Annotated in this window: 16 protein-coding genes and 1 riboswitch; of the genes, 8 read left to right on the plus strand and 8 right to left on the minus strand. The window is 73.9% G+C overall.

All coding sequences use genetic code 11. The features are described from left to right. Positions 1-177: 177 nt before the first annotated feature. Genes AB0E14_RS22620 through AB0E14_RS22640 form a run of 5 tightly spaced genes read right to left on the minus strand, consistent with a single transcriptional unit; the run spans position 178 to position 6,202 of the window. Complete coding sequence (locus tag AB0E14_RS22620; protein WP_362420886.1) at positions 178-1,056, minus strand: ECF transporter S component; 879 nt, start codon at positions 1,054-1,056, stop codon at positions 178-180. Further along, on the minus strand, positions 1,053-3,023 hold the full coding sequence (locus AB0E14_RS22625; protein ID WP_362420889.1) for an ATP-binding cassette domain-containing protein: 1,971 nt from the start codon (positions 3,021-3,023) through the stop codon (positions 1,053-1,055). The genes AB0E14_RS22620 and AB0E14_RS22625 overlap by 4 nt, the downstream gene beginning before the upstream one ends. Beyond that, positions 3,020-4,207 carry an energy-coupling factor transporter transmembrane protein EcfT gene (locus AB0E14_RS22630; protein ID WP_362420892.1) on the minus strand — a complete coding sequence of 396 codons (1,188 nt, stop codon included), beginning with the start codon at positions 4,205-4,207 and terminating at the stop codon, positions 3,020-3,022. The genes AB0E14_RS22625 and AB0E14_RS22630 overlap by 4 nt, the downstream gene beginning before the upstream one ends. A gap of 7 nt (positions 4,208-4,214) precedes the next feature. Then, positions 4,215-4,949 (minus strand): SCO2322 family protein, encoded by a 735-nt coding sequence (locus AB0E14_RS22635; protein ID WP_362420895.1) that lies wholly within the window; start codon positions 4,947-4,949, stop codon positions 4,215-4,217. Then, positions 4,946-6,202 carry a prenyltransferase/squalene oxidase repeat-containing protein gene (locus AB0E14_RS22640; RefSeq protein WP_362420898.1) on the minus strand — a complete coding sequence of 419 codons (1,257 nt, stop codon included), beginning with the start codon at positions 6,200-6,202 and terminating at the stop codon, positions 4,946-4,948. The genes AB0E14_RS22635 and AB0E14_RS22640 overlap by 4 nt, the downstream gene beginning before the upstream one ends. A gap of 98 nt (positions 6,203-6,300) precedes the next feature. Continuing rightward, positions 6,301-6,384, minus strand: a riboswitch (cobalamin riboswitch). Positions 6,385-6,549: 165 nt separating this feature from the next. Between AB0E14_RS22640 and AB0E14_RS22645 the strand changes: the two genes are divergently transcribed. After that, complete coding sequence (locus AB0E14_RS22645; RefSeq protein WP_362420901.1) at positions 6,550-8,106, plus strand: serine/threonine-protein kinase; 1,557 nt, start codon at positions 6,550-6,552, stop codon at positions 8,104-8,106. 15 nt (positions 8,107-8,121) lie between these two features. Here AB0E14_RS22645 and AB0E14_RS22650 read toward each other — a convergent pair whose 3' ends face one another. Next, positions 8,122-9,201, minus strand: coding sequence for an MBL fold metallo-hydrolase (locus AB0E14_RS22650; RefSeq protein WP_362420904.1), 1,080 nt, complete (start codon positions 9,199-9,201; stop codon positions 8,122-8,124). 82 nt (positions 9,202-9,283) lie between these two features. Next, on the minus strand, positions 9,284-10,084 hold the full coding sequence (locus AB0E14_RS22655; protein WP_362420907.1) for a histone deacetylase: 801 nt from the start codon (positions 10,082-10,084) through the stop codon (positions 9,284-9,286). A gap of 164 nt (positions 10,085-10,248) precedes the next feature. Here AB0E14_RS22655 and AB0E14_RS22660 point away from each other — a divergent pair, with 164 nt between their 5' ends. The 4 genes from AB0E14_RS22660 (at position 10,249) to AB0E14_RS22675 (ending at position 13,307) form a co-directional block, all read left to right on the plus strand. Next, positions 10,249-11,718: an aldehyde dehydrogenase gene (locus AB0E14_RS22660; protein WP_362420910.1), complete on the plus strand. Its 1,470-nt coding sequence runs from the start codon at positions 10,249-10,251 to the stop codon at positions 11,716-11,718. Then, on the plus strand, positions 11,718-11,951 hold the full coding sequence (locus AB0E14_RS22665) for a ferredoxin (protein ID WP_362420913.1): 234 nt from the start codon (positions 11,718-11,720) through the stop codon (positions 11,949-11,951). The genes AB0E14_RS22660 and AB0E14_RS22665 overlap by 1 nt, the downstream gene beginning before the upstream one ends. Before the next feature lie 69 nt (positions 11,952-12,020). Next, positions 12,021-12,665, plus strand: coding sequence for a hypothetical protein (locus tag AB0E14_RS22670; RefSeq protein ID WP_362420916.1), 645 nt, complete (start codon positions 12,021-12,023; stop codon positions 12,663-12,665). Between the two features lie 102 nt (positions 12,666-12,767). Beyond that, entirely contained in the window at positions 12,768-13,307 is a 540-nt protein-coding gene (locus AB0E14_RS22675; RefSeq protein WP_362420919.1) for a hypothetical protein, read from the plus strand. Between the two features lie 77 nt (positions 13,308-13,384). Here AB0E14_RS22675 and AB0E14_RS22680 read toward each other — a convergent pair whose 3' ends face one another. Next, complete coding sequence (locus AB0E14_RS22680; RefSeq protein ID WP_362420922.1) at positions 13,385-14,017, minus strand: TetR family transcriptional regulator; 633 nt, start codon at positions 14,015-14,017, stop codon at positions 13,385-13,387. Positions 14,018-14,258: 241 nt separating this feature from the next. Between AB0E14_RS22680 and AB0E14_RS22685 the strand changes: the two genes are divergently transcribed. The 3 genes from AB0E14_RS22685 (at position 14,259) to AB0E14_RS22695 (ending at position 17,477) form a co-directional block, all read left to right on the plus strand. Then, the gene (locus tag AB0E14_RS22685; protein ID WP_362420925.1) at positions 14,259-15,593 is read left to right on the plus strand and encodes a glycosyltransferase family 4 protein; all 1,335 of its coding nucleotides are present in this window, start codon (positions 14,259-14,261) and stop codon (positions 15,591-15,593) included. 76 nt (positions 15,594-15,669) lie between these two features. Then, positions 15,670-16,401, plus strand: coding sequence for a class I SAM-dependent methyltransferase (locus tag AB0E14_RS22690; protein ID WP_362420928.1), 732 nt, complete (start codon positions 15,670-15,672; stop codon positions 16,399-16,401). Beyond that, positions 16,398-17,477 (plus strand): prenyltransferase, encoded by a 1,080-nt coding sequence (locus AB0E14_RS22695; protein ID WP_362420931.1) that lies wholly within the window; start codon positions 16,398-16,400, stop codon positions 17,475-17,477. The genes AB0E14_RS22690 and AB0E14_RS22695 overlap by 4 nt, the downstream gene beginning before the upstream one ends. Positions 17,478-17,502 lie beyond the last annotated feature (25 nt).

The following is a 17,502-nucleotide window of genomic DNA, read 5'->3' on the forward strand; positions in this document are numbered from 1 at the left end:
GACGTCCACCAGACAAGCAGGGCTGAACGGGCGACGCAACGACCCCCGGTACGAAGCGGAGTCGGACCCCCGGCGAAGGGCCCGGGGGCGGGGGTATGGGTGTTTTTGCAGGTCGATGAGGCCTATGGGGGGATTTAGGGGGGTCTGACCGGTCTCCTAGGGTGCCTCGTAGGTGACCTAGGTCCTATGAGGCGCCTCACCCCGCAGGACCCCTTCCGGCCCCTCGAATGTGACCTGGGCCTCGAAGTCGGCACGCCGCGTGGCACGCCGCAGCGCCTTCAGGAGCGTGCCGCCGACGGTCAGGGTGAGGACCACGGTGAGCGCCGCCCGGCCGAGGTCCCAGCCGAGGGAGGTGGCGAGGACGTACGCGAGGAAACGCACCAGATTCTCGCTCACCGGGTCCCCCGGCTGGAAGGAGATCCCGGTGCCGAGACCGCCGACCGTGACCCAGCCGTACAGATTGGTGACGGTGCCGTACGCGAACGCCGCCACGAAGCCGTACGCCGACAGCATCAGCAGCTCGCCCCGGCCCCTGATCCCGCGCTCGGCCGCGCCCGGCAGCAGACCCGCGCCCATGGTGAACCAGCCCATGGCCAGCATCTGGACCGGCATCCACGGCCCCACCCCACCCGTGAGCAGGGCGGACGCGAACATCGTGACGGCCCCGAGCACGAAGCCGAAGCCCGGCCCGAGGACCCGGCCGCTCAGCACCATCAGGAAGAACATCGGCTCCAGGCCGGCCGTCCCCGCCCCCAGCGGCCGCAGCGCCGCGCCCACGGCCGCGAGCACGCCCAGCATCGCGACGGCCTTCGCGTCCATGCCCGCGTCGGCGATCGTCGCGACCACGACCGCGATGAGGAGGGGCAGGAGGGCGGCGAAGAACCAGGGCGCGTCGGCGGCGTGCGTGGTGACCGCGGAGTCACTGTCGGCGAAGAGGGGCCAGCCGACGGCGATCAGCCCGACGACGGAGACGAGGACGAGCGCGGCGACGGACCGCGCCCCGAGCCGGATGGGGCGCGGGCGGCTCGGTCGGCGGTCGGGGAGCCCGGCGTTCACAGGGCCTCCCTGACCTGCTCGACCGTGAGCCAGGGCTGCGGGGCGAGGATCTTGGCGACCTGCGGGGAGAAGGCGGGGGAGGAGACGACGACCTCGGCCGTCGGGCCGTCCGCGACGACCTCGCCGCCCGCCAGGATGACCACCCGGTGCGCCAGCTCGGCGGCCAGCTCCACGTCGTGCGTGGCCAGCACGATCGCGTGACCGGCGGCGGCGAGCGCGCGGAGATGGGCGACGAGGCGGGCCTTGGCGGCGTAGTCGAGACCGCGGGTCGGCTCGTCGAGGAGCAGGAGCGGGGGGCGGCCGGTCAGCACGACGGCGAGCGCGAGGGCGAGCCGCTGGCCCTCGGAGAGGTCCCGGGGGTGGGTGTCGTCCGCGACGCCCGGCAGCAGCTCCGACACCAGGGCCCGGCAGGTCCCGGGGGCGGTGCCCGCGTCCGTGTCGGCCGCGGAGCACTCGGCGCCGACCGTGTCCGCGTACAGCAGGTCACGCGGCTCCTGCGGGACGAGACCGACGTGGCGGATCAGCTCGCGGGGGTCGGCGCGGTGCGGGACGCGACCGGCGACGAGGGCGGTGCCGGAGGTGGGCTCGACGATGCCGACCAGCGCGCTGAGCAGGGTGGACTTGCCGGCGCCGTTGCGCCCCATGAGCGCGACGGTCTCGCCCGCGTCCACCTGGAGCTCCACCCGCCGCAGCGCCTCGACGCGCCCGCGCCGCACGCCGAGGGCGCGGACGTCCACGAGGAGGGCGTTGGGGGGTGGGGTGGTGTCGGTGGCGGCCCGGGTGCGGCGCCGGAACAGGGAGATTCCCCCACCCCGCCCCTTCCCGAAACCCCGCCGGGGGCTGGTGGGGGGCTGATCACCGGGGGCTGCCGCCCCCGGGGCCTGCTGCGCGGCAGCTTCGCGCCGGGCGGTGGGGGTGTCTGTCTCCGGGCCCTGCTGTGCGCCCTGATCGCGCTGCCGGCTGGAGGTGTCCGGGCCATGCTGGACAGCGGCTTCGACCCGCTGGGCGGGGGTTGCCGTCTCGGTCGGTTCGGCCGGTGTGTTCAGCCCGTCCGGCGTTTGAGGACCGGGGGTCCGGGGGCGGAGCCCCCGGTTACGGGAAGGGGCGGGGTGGGGGAGCAGCCCCGCAGGGGCCGTCCCCGCAGCGCCCGCCTCCGGCACCCGCCCTTCCAGCCGGGACCGTAGGCCGGAGGCCATTCGGCGGGCGTCGCGGACCGTCAGGGGGAGCGGGCTCCAGCCCGCGAGGCGGCCGAGCGACACCACCGGCGGGTGGATCGGCGAGATCGCCATGATCTCGGCGGGCGGCCCCATGACCCCGTCCGGCAGCAGCAGGACCTGGTCGGCGTACTGGACCACGCGCTCCAGGCGGTGCTCCGCCATCAGGACCGTCGTGCCGAGGTCGTGGACCAGACGCTGCAGCACCGCGAGGACGTCCTCCGCCGCCGCCGGGTCGAGCGCCGACGTCGGCTCGTCCAGGACGAGGACCCGGGGATGCGGGGTCAGCACCGAGCCGATCGCCACCCGCTGCTGCTGCCCGCCGGAGAGCGTGGCGATCGGCCGGTCGCGCAGCTCCGCGAGGCCGAGGAGGTCCAGGGTCTCCTCGACCCGCCGCCGCATCACGGCGGGCGCGAGGCCCAGGGACTCCATCCCGTACGCCAGCTCGTCCTCGACGGTGTCCGTCACGAAGTGCGCGAGCGGGTCCTGGCCGACCGTGCCGACCACGTCCGCGAGCTCGCGCGGCTTGTGCGTGCGGGTGTCCCGCCCGGCGACCGTGACCCGGCCGGTCAGCGTGCCGCCCGTGAAGTGCGGGACCAGACCCGACACCGCGCCGAGCAGCGTCGACTTGCCGACCCCCGAAGGGCCGACGAGCAGGACCAGTTCGCCCTCCGGGATCGTCAGGTCGATGCCCTGGAGCGTGGGCGCGGCCCCGTCCCCGTACCGCACCGAGACGTTCTCGAACCGGATCACGACGACTCCTTCGACACGGACACAGACAGGGATGCGGACGCGGACGCGGATACGGACTCGGCTACGGATCCGGACTCGGATACGGACCCCGACCTGGACGCGGACGCCGGTACCGGGGCCACCCACGCCGGCACCAGGCCCACAAGGAGCGAGACCGCCGGCCAGACCGGCAGCTCCGGCGCCTCCAGTGGTACGACGCCCGGGTGCAGCGCGTCGTACGCGTACACGTTCGCCCAGATCATCAGCGCCGCCACCGCCACGCCCGAACCGGCCACCAGCCAGGCGCGCACGCCCCACCGGTCCGGCCGGTACCGGGTCCGTGCCGCCCGCAGGCCGCCGAGCCGGAGCCCCGCCATGGCCGCGACAAGGCCCGCGACGACCAGTGGCAGCCCGTAGCCCGCGCCCTCCGCCGCCAGCAGCCCGTACGAGCCCGCGCACACGCCGAGCAGCCCGCCGAGCGTCAGCAGGTTCGTCGTCCGCCGCACGGACGCCGGCACCTGCGCCGTACGCCCGTACCCCCGCGCGTCCATCGACGCTGCCACCGCGATCGAGCGCTCCAGCGCGCCCTCCAGGACCGGCAGCCCGATCTGGAGCACCGCCCGCACCCCGCCCGTCGGCCGCCCGCGCAGCCGCCGGGCGGTCCGCAGCCGGACGACGTCGGCCACCATGTTCGGCGCGAAGGTCATCGCCACGACCACGGCGACGCCCACCTCGTACAGCGCGCCCGGCAGCGACTTGAGCAGCCGCGCCGGGTTGGCGAGCGCGTTCGCCGCGCCCACGCAGATCAACAGGGTCGCCAGCTTGGCACCGTCGTAGAGGGCGAAGACCACCTGCTCCGCCGTCACCCGACCGCCGATCCGCACGCCCTGTGCCCACTCCGGCATCGGCACCTCGGGCAGCGTGAACAGCTCCACGGTCCCCGGGATCGCCGAGCCGAGCAGCACCGAGAACACCACCCGCAGGGCCACCACGAACAGGCCCAGCTTCACGAACGCCCCGTACGAACGCGCCCAGGGGGCGTCCGTACGCCGGGCCGCCACGACATAGCCCGCGACGGCGACGATCAGACCGAGGAGCAGCGGGTTGGTGGTCCGGGAGGCGGCGACGGCCAGACCGAGCGCCCAGATCCACCAGGCGCCCGCGTGCAGCGCGTTGGACCGGCTCGCCTCGGGGGCACGGATCATGCGCGGATCATGCGCGGCGGCGCGCCTTCCAGAGCGCGGCGCCCCCGAGCACGGCCACGGCGGCCCCGCCCACCAGGATCCCGACGGAGGGCCCGCCGTCCTCTTCCTTCGCCTTCTGCGCGTCCCCCTGCGCCGAGGCCGACGCCGAGGCCGACGCGGGCGCGGATGCGGACGCCGCCGTCGACGGCCCGCTGCCGGGCTTCTCCGCGGCCACCTGCTCGCCGCAGCCCTTCGCCGGATACCCGGCGATCCCGCACAGCAGCGCCGCGCTGTCGTAGCGCAGCGGCTTCGCCACCGCGGCCAGCGCCTCCGCGCTCGTCGCGTCGGTACGGACCTGCGCGCAGCCGGTCTTCAGCGGCGGCGCGGGCGGGGTCTCGCCCTGCGGGGCGTCCTCGGCGGTGCCGAAGTCGATCACGACGGCCACCCGCTTCGTGCCGGACTTCTCGGCGGTACCGCCGCAGATCCCGCTGAAGTCGGGGCCCGCCGTGGGCCGGGCGGCGTCGGCGGCGTCCTCGCTGACCGCGAAGCGGAAGCCGATCGCGTCGCCGTCGGAAGGCCGGGCGGTCGCCGGGCCCTGCGTCGCGTACGCCCAGGTCGTGCCGCCGTCGCTCTCCCAGTACGACCAGTAGCGGTAGCCGGCGGCCTCGGCGGGCGCGGCGGCGGCCAGCGTCAGGAGGACGCCGGCACCGGCACCGGCCGCCGTTCCGAGCAGCCGTGGCAGCCGTGGCAGCCGTGTTCTCACTTCTTGCGCCCGCTCAGCAGGAAGCCGATCCCGATGCCGACGACCGCGCCGATGCCGATGATCCACCACAGGTTCGAGGAGCCGGAGCCGTCCTCGTCGCTCGCCTCGGCCGTGGCGGTCGGCGAGGCCTTCGGCGCCGGACCGGTGGCGGCCAGCTCCTTCAGAAGGTCGGTCGAGCCGAACGCCGTCGGGTCGACGTGCATGGCCGTCGCGGCCAGGGTCAGCTGCGCGTACGCGGCCGGGCCGTTCTCCTTCGCCCAGGCGGCGGAGTTCTTCTGGAGCCAGGTCAGAGCGCCGGTGGCCTCCTTCGTGGCACCGGCGGCGGCGAGCGCGACGACGGCGTCGGCGGTGTTGCCGAAGTCGGGCTGCTCGGTCGGGTCCGTCGCGCCGGGCATCGGCGGGGTGTTCAGGTGCCCGGTCTTCGCGAGCGCGGCGGCCAGGTAGGAGGCGCCGTTGAGCGCGGCCCGGTCGATCGTGGGCTTGGTCTCGGCGGTGCAGGCCGGCGTCTGCTGCGGCTCCACGCCCCGCGCCGTGATGCCCTTGCCGAGCCCCGCGAGGGTGGCGGCGGCGGTCGCGTCCGCGTTCGCGAGCAGCTTGCCGTCCTTGTCGGGCTGGTACGCGAAGGCACCCGCGCCGTCCTTGGCGGAGCAGGGGAGGGAGAGCGTGAGCAGGGCGTCGTACGCGGTCCTGCCCTCCGCGGACTTCACCTCGCCGGGCTTCTGCCCGAGCGCGGTGAGCGCGCTGACGACGATCGAGGTGGAGTTGGCGTCGCTCGGACCGCCCGGGTTGTAGCCCCAGCCGCCGTCCTTGTTCTGCACGCTCTTCAGCCAGCTCGCCCCGGCCTCCGCGGTCGCGGCCAGCGGCTTCGGGTCGGCGCTCTTCGCCTTGAGGCCGGTGAACGCCTGCACGGCGACGGCGGTCGCGTTGGTGTCCAGCATGGTGGTCGCGTCACAGGGCTTGGCCGGGTCCGCGCGGAAGGAGGAGAAGGCGCCGCTGGCGCACTGCTGCTTCGTCAGCCAGGCCACGGCCTCGTCGGCGGGCTGGACGCCGTTGGTCGTCTGGGCGATGAACGCGAGCGACTGGCGCCACACCCCGTCGTACGTCGGGTCCTTCGTGCCGTAGAGACCGGCCGGCACCGCGGGCGGCGCGGGGGTCGCGGACGGCGAGGGCGCGGCGGTCGCGACGGGGGCCAGGCCGGTGCAGAGCACTGCTGCGGCGGCGAACGCGGCGGCGCCGCGGCGAACGGTGGTCATGCGTGTGGTGGCCTCTCCTGCGGCCGGGCACCGGCACGCGTGAGGCACCAGGCTCGGCTCCGTATTCCTCGACGGCGCCGGCGGTCACGTCCCGGACGGGGCATTCCGGCTCCCGTCCTTCCGGGGTCTCCCGGGGGACGGTCACGGTTGCGGGTCAGCGCCGGATTCGCACCGGCTTCCCCCCGTACGGGTGTGAGGACGACGCGCCCACTCTACCGGCCCGTAGCCGACCCGTCCGGGTGGGTGCGAGGGGCTCCCGCGGGCTTCGCGCATCGCCCGCCGGGGGGTGGGCCCGCTGTGCCATGCTGGCCGCTGTTCGCGAGGACGGCGTCTCACGGGGGTGCGGAATGCGGCCGTTGACCGAGACCGATCCGCGTCGGGTGGGCGCGTACCGGTTGCTCTACCGCCTGGGGGAGGGCGGCATGGGCTGCGTCTATCTCGGCCGCTCGCCGGGTGGGCGGACGGTCGCGCTCAAGGTGGTGCACGGCACGCTGGCCGGTGACCCCGGCTTCCGGCGGCGGTTCGCCCGCGAGGTCAGGGCGGCCCAGTCCTTACGGGGCGCGGGGACCGTACCCGTACTGGACGCCGATCCCGAGGCGGCGGTGCCCTGGCTGGCCACCGCGTACGTTCCCGGGCCCGCGCTCTCCGAGGCCGTGATCGCCCACGGGCCGCTGCCCCAGGAGGCTCTGTGGCGGCTGTTCTCCGGGCTCTCGCACGCGCTCGACGGGGTGCACACGGCGGGCCTGGTACACCGGGACGTCAAGCCGTCCAACGTGCTGCTCGCGCAGTCGGGGCCGCTGCTCATCGACTTCGGCATCGCGCGCTCGGCCGACGAGACGGCGCTGACCGGGACCGGTCTCGTGGTCGGTTCGCCCGGCTACATGTCGCCCGAGCAGGCCGAGGGCAAGGAGATCACCTCGGCCGCGGACGTCTTCTCGCTCGGCGCGGTCCTGGCCTTCGCGGCCACCGGGCGCGGGCCATTCGGTGGCGGCTCGGTGGCCGAACTGCTCTACCGGCTGGTGCACCACGAGCCCGACCTCGCCGGCGTCGGCGGCCGCTTCGGCGAGCTGGCGCGGGCCTGCCTCGCCAAGCTGCCCGGGGACCGCCCGACGGTCGCCGAACTGGCCGCCGCCGCCGACGAGCACGTGGCGCCCCACGGCCCCTGGCTGCCGGCGCCGGTCGTCGCGGCGATCGCGCAGAAGGCGGAGGAGCTGCTCAACGCGGAGGCGGAGGAGGACTCCTGGGAGCCGGAGGCGCCCGTCGCCACGGCCGCGTCGGAGCGCGTCACGACCGCCCTGCCCGCGCACGCCCCGCGGTCCACCGCGGTCCTCCCGGAGCCGAACCCGGCCCGGCCGGCGCCCGCACCCGGACCCAGGGCGGCCGTGCCGCGCGCCCGGGCCGAGTCCAGGGCCCCGTCCGCCCGCGCGAGGGCGGTGAAATCTCTGTCGTACGGCCTCGGCAGACCGCTGTACGCGCTGTTCTTCCTGATCCCGATGGTCGTCTTCCTCGTCGGCGGCGTCGATCTCATGGACCGCGCGATGCGCTACCCCTCCGTATCGGACCAGCAGCAGGGCCCCTTCCAGTGGGCGACGGACGCGTGGTGGCGCGTGCCCGGCACGCTGGCCCTGTTCGCCGCGATGGTGGGACTCCACCTCTACCGGCGGCGCCTGCTGACCGTCCCGGCCGGCAGGGTCCGGCTGTGGACGGCGGGAGTCGGCCTCTTCTGGATCGCGCTGATCGCGATGACCGTCCTGCACGTCCTGTGGGTCATGTTCGTGGAGAACGGCGCGGACATCGGCGGCGAGCACTGGCTGCTGTGGGTGGCCCTGCCGGTGATGATCCTCGGTGGGGGTACGGCTCCGCTGATCCTGGGGGCGTCGGTGATCAGGATCGCCAAGGCCTGACGGGCCTCCCCCTGGTCACACCGCCACGTACGTCACCGGATCGGTACCCGCCACGGCCTCCGCGCGGCCCAGCTTCACGAGCCGGCGCACATGCGCCTCGGCCTCGCTGACCGCGATGTGCCGGGAGCCGTACGGGATCTGGTCCCAGGGGCGGTTCCACTCCATGCGCTCGGCGAGCTGCCAGGGGGTGAGCGGGGTCGCGAGGAGGTCGAGGAGTCCGGTCAGCCGTTCCTCGTGGTGGTCGAGCAGCTCCCGGACCCGGCCGGACGCGTCGGCGAAGGCGTACTGATGCGCGGGGAGCACCTCGGCGACCCCGAGCCGCCCGATCCGCTCCAGCGAGTCGAGGTAGTCGCCGAGGGGATCGGTCACCTCCCCCAAGCTCTCAGCTTCGTTCGAGCAGGGGGGACCCCCATGTTCGTCCGGGTCCTCGTAGAGGCCGATGTGCGGGGAGATCCCGGGCAGCAGGTGGTCGCCGGAGAAGAGCCGGCCGTGCCCGGGGAGGTTGGCGGGGTGCTCCTCCTCCAGGTGCAGGCAGACGTGACCGGGGGTGTGGCCGGGGGTCCAGATCGCGCGCAGGCGGCGGCCCGCGAGGTCGAGGAGTTCGCCGGGGACGATCTCGCGGTCGGGCAGGGCGGAGCGCAGCCCGGGCAGGGTGCTCGCGCGGCGGCCGGAGGCGCGGGCGGCGAGGAGCGGCGCGGTGTGCTCCTCGGGCGCGCCGACGGCGGTCAGTTTGCGGGCGAGATAGTCGAGCCACGTGCCCGGTTCGGACTCACGGGTGCGGCGGACGACGGCGGTGTCGGCGGCGTGCATCGCGATCCACGCCCCGGACGCCTCGCGGACCTGCCCCGACAGGCCGTGGTGGTCGGGGTGGTGGTGGGTGATGACGATCCCGTGCACGTCGCGAACGGAGGTGCCCAACGCGGTGAGTCCGTCGGTCAGTTCGGTCCAGGACGCCGGATCGTCCCAGCCGGTGTCGATCAGCACGGGCCCCCGGTCGGTGTCGAGGACGTGGACGAGGGTGTGGCCGAGGGGGTTGTCCGGGATGGGGACCCGGATCGACCAGACGCCTCCGCCGTGTTCGGTCACCTGGCTCATGGGCCCTCATCTCTCCGCGACGGCAAGGCGCTCGTTCGAACCCGGCCACCATAACGCGAACTGACGAGGCGTCAGAAGTCCCTCACTCGACGAGTGCGGCGACGGCGGCGCGCGTCCAGTGCCCGGCCGCGCCGGGAAGGGCGGCGAGGTGGTCCGCGATCTCGTCGGCGCTCCACGCCCCCGAGGCGCGCAGGCCGCCCGCGAGGTGCCGCAGATAGGCGGCGGAGGGCGCGCGGAGGGCGACCTCCGCCATCCGCCAGGGAGCGGTGAGCGTGAGGACGGGGACGCCGCCGATGGTCCCCGGGCACACGACCGTCTCGTAGTGCCCCGGCCCCGAGGTGACCCGCCCGCCGCCGAGAGCGCCGGTGAGGTCGAGGTCGGCGCCCGGCTCCCGGTACATCTCCTGGGCGGCGATGTCGGAGAACTGCTCGCGGGTGAGGAGATGCGCGACGGCCCAGGCGGCGCCGTCCGCGTCCGGGTCGTAGAAACCGCGGCCGCCCGTCCACACCGGGGACTCGGTCGCGAAGTACACCTGCCCGGGGAGGCGGACGGCGACCGAGCGCAGCGGGGGCGACGCGTCGCGGCACCCGGGGGACGAGCGCGCGGCGCCGGGCGGCCGGCCGCCGGCGAGGTAGCACCGCAGGCGGTCCGGGTTCATGTTGGAGCCGTAGGCCGCGTACCAGATGTGCCGCGGCGCCTCCGGGGCGGCCTGCCGGGACGTGGCCGCCCGCCGTGCCGTGGCGGCCTGCCGTGCCGGGGCGGCCTGCCGTGCCGTGGCGGCCTGCCGTGCCGGGGCCGCGCGCCGCGAAGAGGTGACGTCGAGGACCGGGGCCCGGGGTGCGTCTGCTCCGCGACGGCCGTCCGGTGTCCGCTCGCCTTCCATGCCTCGCAACGTACCCCTGTCGGCCCGCCGGGGCGCGGCGGCGACATACGACCGCCCGGACCGCCGGGACCGCCCGGCTCCTCGGCATTGCCCGCGATAACTAGAACTGGTATCAGTTCTGATACACAGTCAGAAACATCGCGGGTTCCGGGAGGCAGTCGGTCATGACCGAGCTTGTGGAGCACGGAAAGCTGTACATCGGCGGCGAGTTGACCGAGCCGGCCGGCGGGGACGTCATCGAGGTGATCTCGCCGCACAGCGAGGAGGTCATCGGCCGCGTGCCGCACGCCTCCCGGGCCGACGTGGACCGGGCCGTCGCCGTCGCCCGCGAGGCGTTCGACCGCGGGCCGTGGCCGCGGATGACGCTCGAGGAGCGCATCGAGATCGTCGGGCGGATCAAGGACGCCATCGCCGTCCGCCATGAGGAGATCGCCCGGTCGATCAGCTCCCAGAACGGCTCCCCGTACTCCTGGAGCGTCCTCGCCCAGGCCCTCGGCGCCATGATGGTCTGGGACGCCGCGATCACCATCGCCCGTGAGTTCCCGTACGAGAGCAGGCGCGCCGGGGTCCTCGGGCCGATCATGGTGCGCCGCGAGCCCGTCGGCGTGGTCGCGGCGGTCGTGCCCTGGAACGTCCCGCAGTTCACCGCCGCCGCCAAGCTCGGCCCCGCCCTGCTGGCGGGCTGCACGGTCGTCCTCAAGCCCTCGCCCGAGTCCCCTCTCGACTCGTACATCCTCGCCGAGATCGCGACCGAGGCAGGGCTCCCCGAGGGCGTCCTGTCGATCCTGCCCGCCGACCGCGAGGTCAGCGAGTACCTGGTCGGCCACCCGGGCGTCGACAAGGTCTCCTTCACCGGCTCGGTCGCGGCGGGCAAGCGCGTGATGGAGGTCGCCTCCCGCAACCTCACCCGCGTCACCCTCGAACTCGGCGGCAAGTCCGCGGCCGTCATCCTCCCGGACGCGGACCTCGCCGCCACCGTCGCCGGGATCGTCCCGGCCGCCTGGATGAACAACGGCCAGGCCTGCGTGGCCCAGACCCGCATCCTCGCCCCGCGCAGCCGCTACGACGAGATCGCCGAGGCCTTCGCCGCCGCCGCGGGCGCCCTGGTGGTCGGCGATCCGCTCGACCCGGCCACCCAGGTCGGCCCGCTCGTCGCCCAGCGCCAGCGGCAGCGCTCCCTCGACTACATCAGGATCGGCCAGGACGAGGGCGCCAAGGTCCTCAGCGGCGGCGGCCGGCCCGCCGGCCTCGACCGCGGCTGGTACGTCGAGCCGACCCTCTTCGGAGCCGTCGACAACTCCATGCGCATCGCCCGCGAGGAGATCTTCGGTCCCGTCATCTGCCTGCTCCCCTACGGGGACGAGAGCGAGGCGCTCGCGATCGCCAACGACTCGGAGTTCGGGCTCAGCGGCAGCGTCTGGACCGGGGACGTCGAGCACGGCATCGACTTCGCCCGGAAGGTCCGTACGGGCACCTTCAACATCAACACCTTCAGCCTGGACATGCTCGGCCCGTTCGGCGGCTACAAGAACTCCGGCCTGGGGCGCGAGTTCGGCCCCGAGGGCTTCGGCGAGTACCTGGAGTACAAGATGGTCCACCTGCCGGCCGGGTACGAGGGGCCGGGTGGTGCGTGATGGGCGATCGCTGGCTCGTGGAGGTCGACCGGAGCGTGTGCATCGGCTCCGGGATGTGCGTCAACCACGCCCCGGACGGCTTCCGGCTCGACACGGCCCGCCAGTCCCATCCGCGCGAGCCGGAGGCGGACGCGAACGAGCGCGTGCTCGCGGCGGCCGAGGGCTGCCCGGTCGAGGCCATCCTGATCACCCTGCTCGACGGCGGGGAACCGGTCTTCCCGCCTGAGGAGTGATATCCACGGGCCATCGGCCCGGGCCGTGTGTGACACTCCTGCGGATCTTCTGCGACAGGGGTGGGGTACATGCGAAGGACATGGCGGACGGCGGCCGTCTGCGGTGCGGCGGCGGTGACGCTGGTGGTCTCGTTGTCGGTGACGGGGTGCGAAGCGCGGACGGGGACCGGATCGCCGGCCGCCCCCGCCTCGCCCGGCGCCCCGGCCACCGCGGCCTCGCCCGCCGCCCCGGCGGCGGAGGCGACGCGGGGCGAGCGGGGGAAGTTCGACCGGGTCGCGGCGCAGGCCGACCTCGACGCGGCTGCCTCCGCCGCCGGACTCCCGGACTCCGGGCGGTCCGAGGGCTCGCCGTCGCCCGCCCCGGCCGGGGCCACGGAGAAGGAGCGGCTCAAGGCGCGGGCCGCGGCCTGCTCCGCCCGCTGGGGGGCCTACGGCCGGGAGTTGGCCGAAGCGGGCGACAGACGGCGGAAGTTCGACGCGACCGTCGCCGAACTGGTGGCGCGGGGCTGGCGGGTGACGACGGAACGGAACGAGGAGAAGCTCCCGGACGAGGGCGCCGTCGTCATCACCGTGCTCAAGAAGTCGGGCTGGTCGGTGGAGGCCCGCCACGTCACGGGAGCACTGGAGATGCTGGTCTTCCAGGCTTCGGAGGACGCCTGCATGAACGGGTTCACGGAAGCGGACTGGAAGCTGATGATGAGCGCCGACTCGTAGCGGACCGGGCCGACATTGGCTTGATCCACCCTTTCCACGTGCAAAAATCTTCCCCTGATGACGGGGGCAACAGGCCCGCGTGCGCCCATGATTGGGAGAGTTGTGCGCAAGGCGAAGATGGTGGCCGCGGCCGCCGGTGTGGTGTTGCTGGTCGCGGGTTGCGGCAGCGAGGGTGGCTCGGGCAAGAACAAGGACGGCGGCTCGTCCGCGTCCTCCTCGGGCTCCACGACCGGCGGTTCCGAGGCGGGCGGCGGCGACAGCCCCACCGCGGCCGCGGTGGAGAAGGAGATCGAGGCCGCCGCCACGACGGCGGGCTTCGTCCGGGACGCCTCGGGCGAGGAGGTCCCCGCCGCGCTCAAGGAGTGCATGGTGTCGTGGACGCCCGACGCGAAGAAGGCGGCGGACCCGAAGAAGTCGTACGACGCCACGGTGGCGACGCTGACGGGTGGCGGCTGGACGCAGGGCCAGAAGGTCGAGCAGGCCGGCTCCACCGTCCAGACCCTGAACAAGGGCAACTGGTCGCTCAAGGCCAGCAACCACGGCGCGGCCGGCCTCGCCATGGTGATGTTCATCGGCTCGGACAACTCCGCGAAGTGCGAGGCGCTGTTCAAGGCCGACCTGGAGAAGAACAAGACGCAGTAGCGGCCCACTCAGGCGGCCGCGCCGGCTTCGGCCGTCGCGCCCGCGCCGGCGGCCGGCTCCCCGGTCCCGTGGCCTCCCTAGGGGGTCACGGGACCGGTGGTCGCCGCCCCCTCGGGCATCGTCAGGTCGATCAGCCGGCAGACCGTCTCGATGTCGATCTTGACCTGGGCGATCGAGGCCCGGCCCGACAGCCAGGTGATCAGCGCCGAGTGCCAGGTGTGCTCGATCACCCGGACCGCCGACAGCTGCTGCGGCGTGGGGTGTTCGAGCCCCATCGAGTCCAGGATGATCGCCGTGGTGAGCCGCGAGACGGTGTCCACCTCCGGGCTCACGCTCCGGTCCGCGAACGTCAGCGCCCGCACCATCGCGTCCGCGAGCTGCGGCTCGCGCTGGAGCGCCCGGAACGCCCGCATCAGCGTCTCCGCGACCCGCTCGGCCGAGGTCTCACCCGCGGGCGGCCGCTTCCGCAGCGTGGTGTGCATGTGCTGCAGCTGGTCCTGCATCGTCGCGACCAGCAGATGGATCTTGGAAGGGAAGTAGCGGTACAGCGTGCCCAGGGCCACCCCGGCGGCCTCGGCCACCTCCCGCATCTGAACGGCGTCGAATCCGCCCCGCCCGGCGAGCTGCGCGCTCGCGTGCAGGATGCGACGGCGGCGTGCCTCCTGGCGTTCCGTCAGGGGCGGCGATGCGGGTCTGTCTTCCGCGGTCATGAAGTCCCGTTCCGTGCGGTGGGCGAGCTGCGGTGCGGCGGCCGGATCAACGGCGGTACCGCCGGAGTATGGCGGGGCTTCCGCCGTGGCGCGAATCACCTGATCCGGCTCTCGCTCCACAGCTACCTGCCGGTAGATTCTGTGCTCCTTGAACGATCAAGAACGATCAAGTCTGTAACTTGTTCTAGATTAGCGCGAGCGGTTACGCTCCCGCGAAACGCAAGCTCGAAGGGGGCCGCGAGTGACCGCTGAGGCCATAGAGGCAAACCCCCGACAGGGCGTCCCGGAGCACGGTGACAATCCGTTGCGGATCGCTCTCCTCACGTACAAGGGCAATCCGTTCTGCGGTGGTCAGGGCGTGTATGTCCGGCACCTCTCCCGCGAACTCGCCCGCCTCGGCCACCACGTCGAGGTCATCGGCTCCCAGCCGTACCCCACCCTCGACGAGGGCGTCCCGCTCACCGAGATCGCCAGCCTCGACCTCTACCGCTCGCCGGACCCGTTCCGCACGCCGAAGCGCGACGAGTACCGCGACTGGATCGACGCCCTCGAGGTCGCCACCATGTGGACCGGCGGCTTCCCCGAGCCGCTCACCTTCTCGCTGCGGGCCCGGCGCATGCTCGCCGCCCGCCGCGGCGACTTCGACGTCGTCCACGACAACCAGACGCTCGGCTACGGACTCCTCGGCGGCCCCCGGGTGCTCGGCGCCCCGCTCGTCACCACGATCCACCACCCGATCACCGTCGACCGGCAGCTGGACCTCGACGCCGCGGGCGACGATTGGAAGCGCCGTCTCTCCGTCCGCCGCTGGTACGGCTTCACCCGGATGCAGAAGCGGGTCGCCCGGCGCCTGCCCTCGGTCCTCACCGTCTCCGGCTCCTCGGAGCAGGAGATCGTCGCCCACCTCGGCGTCCGCCCGGACCGCCTCCGGGTCGTCCACATCGGCGCCGACACCGACCTGTGGTCCCCCGACCCGTCCGTCCCCGAGGTCCCCGGCCGCATCGTCACCACCTCCAGCGCCGACGTCCCGCTCAAGGGGCTGATCCACCTCGTCGAGGCCCTCGCCAAGCTCCGCACCGAGAACCCGGCCGCGCACCTGGTCGTCGTCGGCAAGCGCGCCGAGGACGGGCCGGTCGCCCAGGCCATCGAGCGGTACGGGCTCGAAGGCGCCGTCGAGTTCGTCAAGGGGATCTCCGACCGCGAGCTCGTGGACCTCGTCCGCTCCGCCCAGGTCTCCTGCGTCCCGTCCCTGTACGAGGGTTTCTCGCTGCCGGCCGCCGAGGCCATGGCCACCGGGACCCCGCTCGTCGCCACCACCGGCGGCGCGATCCCCGAGGTCACCGGGGCCGACGGCGAGACCTGCCTGGCCGTGCGCCCCGGCGACGCGGGCGCGCTCGCCGCCGCGCTCGGCCGGCTGCTCGGCGACCCGGATCTCCGCGCGCGCCTCGGCGCGGCGGGACGAGCCCGCGTCCTCGACCGCTTCACCTGGGCCAAGGCCGCCCAGGGCACGGCCGAGCTGTACCGGGAGGCGATCGCCGCCCAGGGGCGTCCCGTACGCCAAGGAGCCCGCCGGTGACCGTGCCCACCGCCACCGCCACCGCCGCGTACCGCCCCCACCCCCGCACCACCACCCCTCCGGAAGGGCAGACCTCGTGCTGACCGTCGACTTCACCCGCTTCCCGCTCGCCCCCGGCGACCGCGTGCTCGACCTGGGCTGCGGTGCGGGCCGGCACGCCTTCGAGTGCTACCGGCGCGGCGCCCAGGTCGTGGCCCTCGACCAGAACGGCGAGGAGATCCGCGAGGTCGCCAAGTGGTTCGCGGCGATGAAGGAGGCCGGCGAGGCCCCGGCCGGCGCCACCGCCACCGCCATGGAGGGCGACGCGCTCAACCTCCCCTTCCCCGACGAGTCCTTCGACGTCGTGATCATCTCCGAGGTCATGGAGCACATCCCCGACGACAAGGGCGTCCTCGCGGAGATGGTCCGCGTGCTCAAGCCCGGCGGCCGGATCGCCGTCACCGTCCCGCGCTACGGCCCCGAGAAGATCTGCTGGGCGCTCTCCGACGCGTACCACGAGGTCGAGGGCGGCCACATCCGCATCTACAAGGCGGACGAGCTGCTCGCCAAGATGCGCCAGGCCGGCCTCAAGCCGTACGGCACCCACCACGCCCACGCGCTGCACGCGCCGTACTGGTGGCTGAAGTGCGCCTTCGGCGTCGACAACGACAAGGCGCTGCCGGTCCGGGCGTACCACAAGCTCCTGGTCTGGGACATCATGAAGAAGCCCGCCCTGACCCGGGTCGCCGAGCAGCTGCTCAACCCGGTGGTCGGCAAGAGCTTCGTGGCCTACGCGACCAAGCCCCACCTGCCGAAGGCCGAGGCGTGACGAGCCCCGAGCAGATCGCGGAGCACCTGCTCCTCCCCGGGGTCCTCACCGCCGAACAGGCCGCCGAGACCGTCGCCGGGATCCTCGCCGTCCAGCGCGAGGACGGCGCCATCCCGTGGTTCCGCGGCCACCACCTCGACCCGTGGGACCACACCGAGGCCGCCATGGCCCTGGACACCGCCGGGGAGCACACGGCGGCGGCCCGGGCGTACGAGTGGCTGGCCCGGCACCAGAACGCCGACGGCTCCTGGTACGCCGCCTACCACGACGGCGACCCGGACGACGTCACCGACCGCGGCCGCGAGTCCAACTTCGTCGCGTACGTCGCCGTCGGCGTCTGGCACCACTACCTCGCCACCGGCGACGACGCCTTCCTCGACCGGATGTGGCCGGTCGTCTACGCGGCCGTCGAGTTCGTCCTCGCCCTCCAGCGGCCCGGCGGGCAGATCGGCTGGAAGCGGGAGGCGGACGGGCGGGCGGTCGAGGACGCGCTGCTCACCGGCAGCTCCTCCATCCACCAGGCGCTGCGCTGCGCGCTCGCCATCGCGGAGGCGCGTGAGGAGCCCCAGCCCGACTGGGAACTGGCGACGGGCGCGCTCGGCCACGCGATCCGCAGCCACCCCGAGCGCTTCCTCGACAAGTCCCGCTACTCGATGGACTGGTACTACCCCGTCCTCGGCGGCGCCGTGCGGGGCGCGGCGGCCAAGAACCGGATCGACGCGCACTGGGACGCCTTCGTCGTCCCGGGCCTCGGCGTGCGCTGCGTGCTGCCCAACCCGTGGGTGACCGGCGGCGAGAGCTGCGAACTCGCCCTCGCCCTGTGGGCGATGGGCGAGTCCGACCGGGCCCTGGAGATCCTCCAGTCCATCCAGCACCTGCGCGCCGAGGGCGGCATGTACTGGACGGGGTACGTCTTCGAGGGCGAGGCGGCCGTGTGGCCCGAGGAGCTGACCACCTGGACGGCCGGCTCCCTGTTGCTCGCCGTGGCGGCGCTCGGCGGGGACGAGGCGACGGTGGCCGTCTTCGGCGGCGAGCGGCTGCCGGGCGGCCTGGAACCGGAGTGCTGCGAGGGCTAGGGGGCTAGGGCCTGTCTCGACGAGA

Source organism: Streptomyces sp. NPDC047981, assembly GCF_040653315.1.
GTDB lineage: Bacteria > Actinomycetota > Actinomycetes > Streptomycetales > Streptomycetaceae > Streptomyces.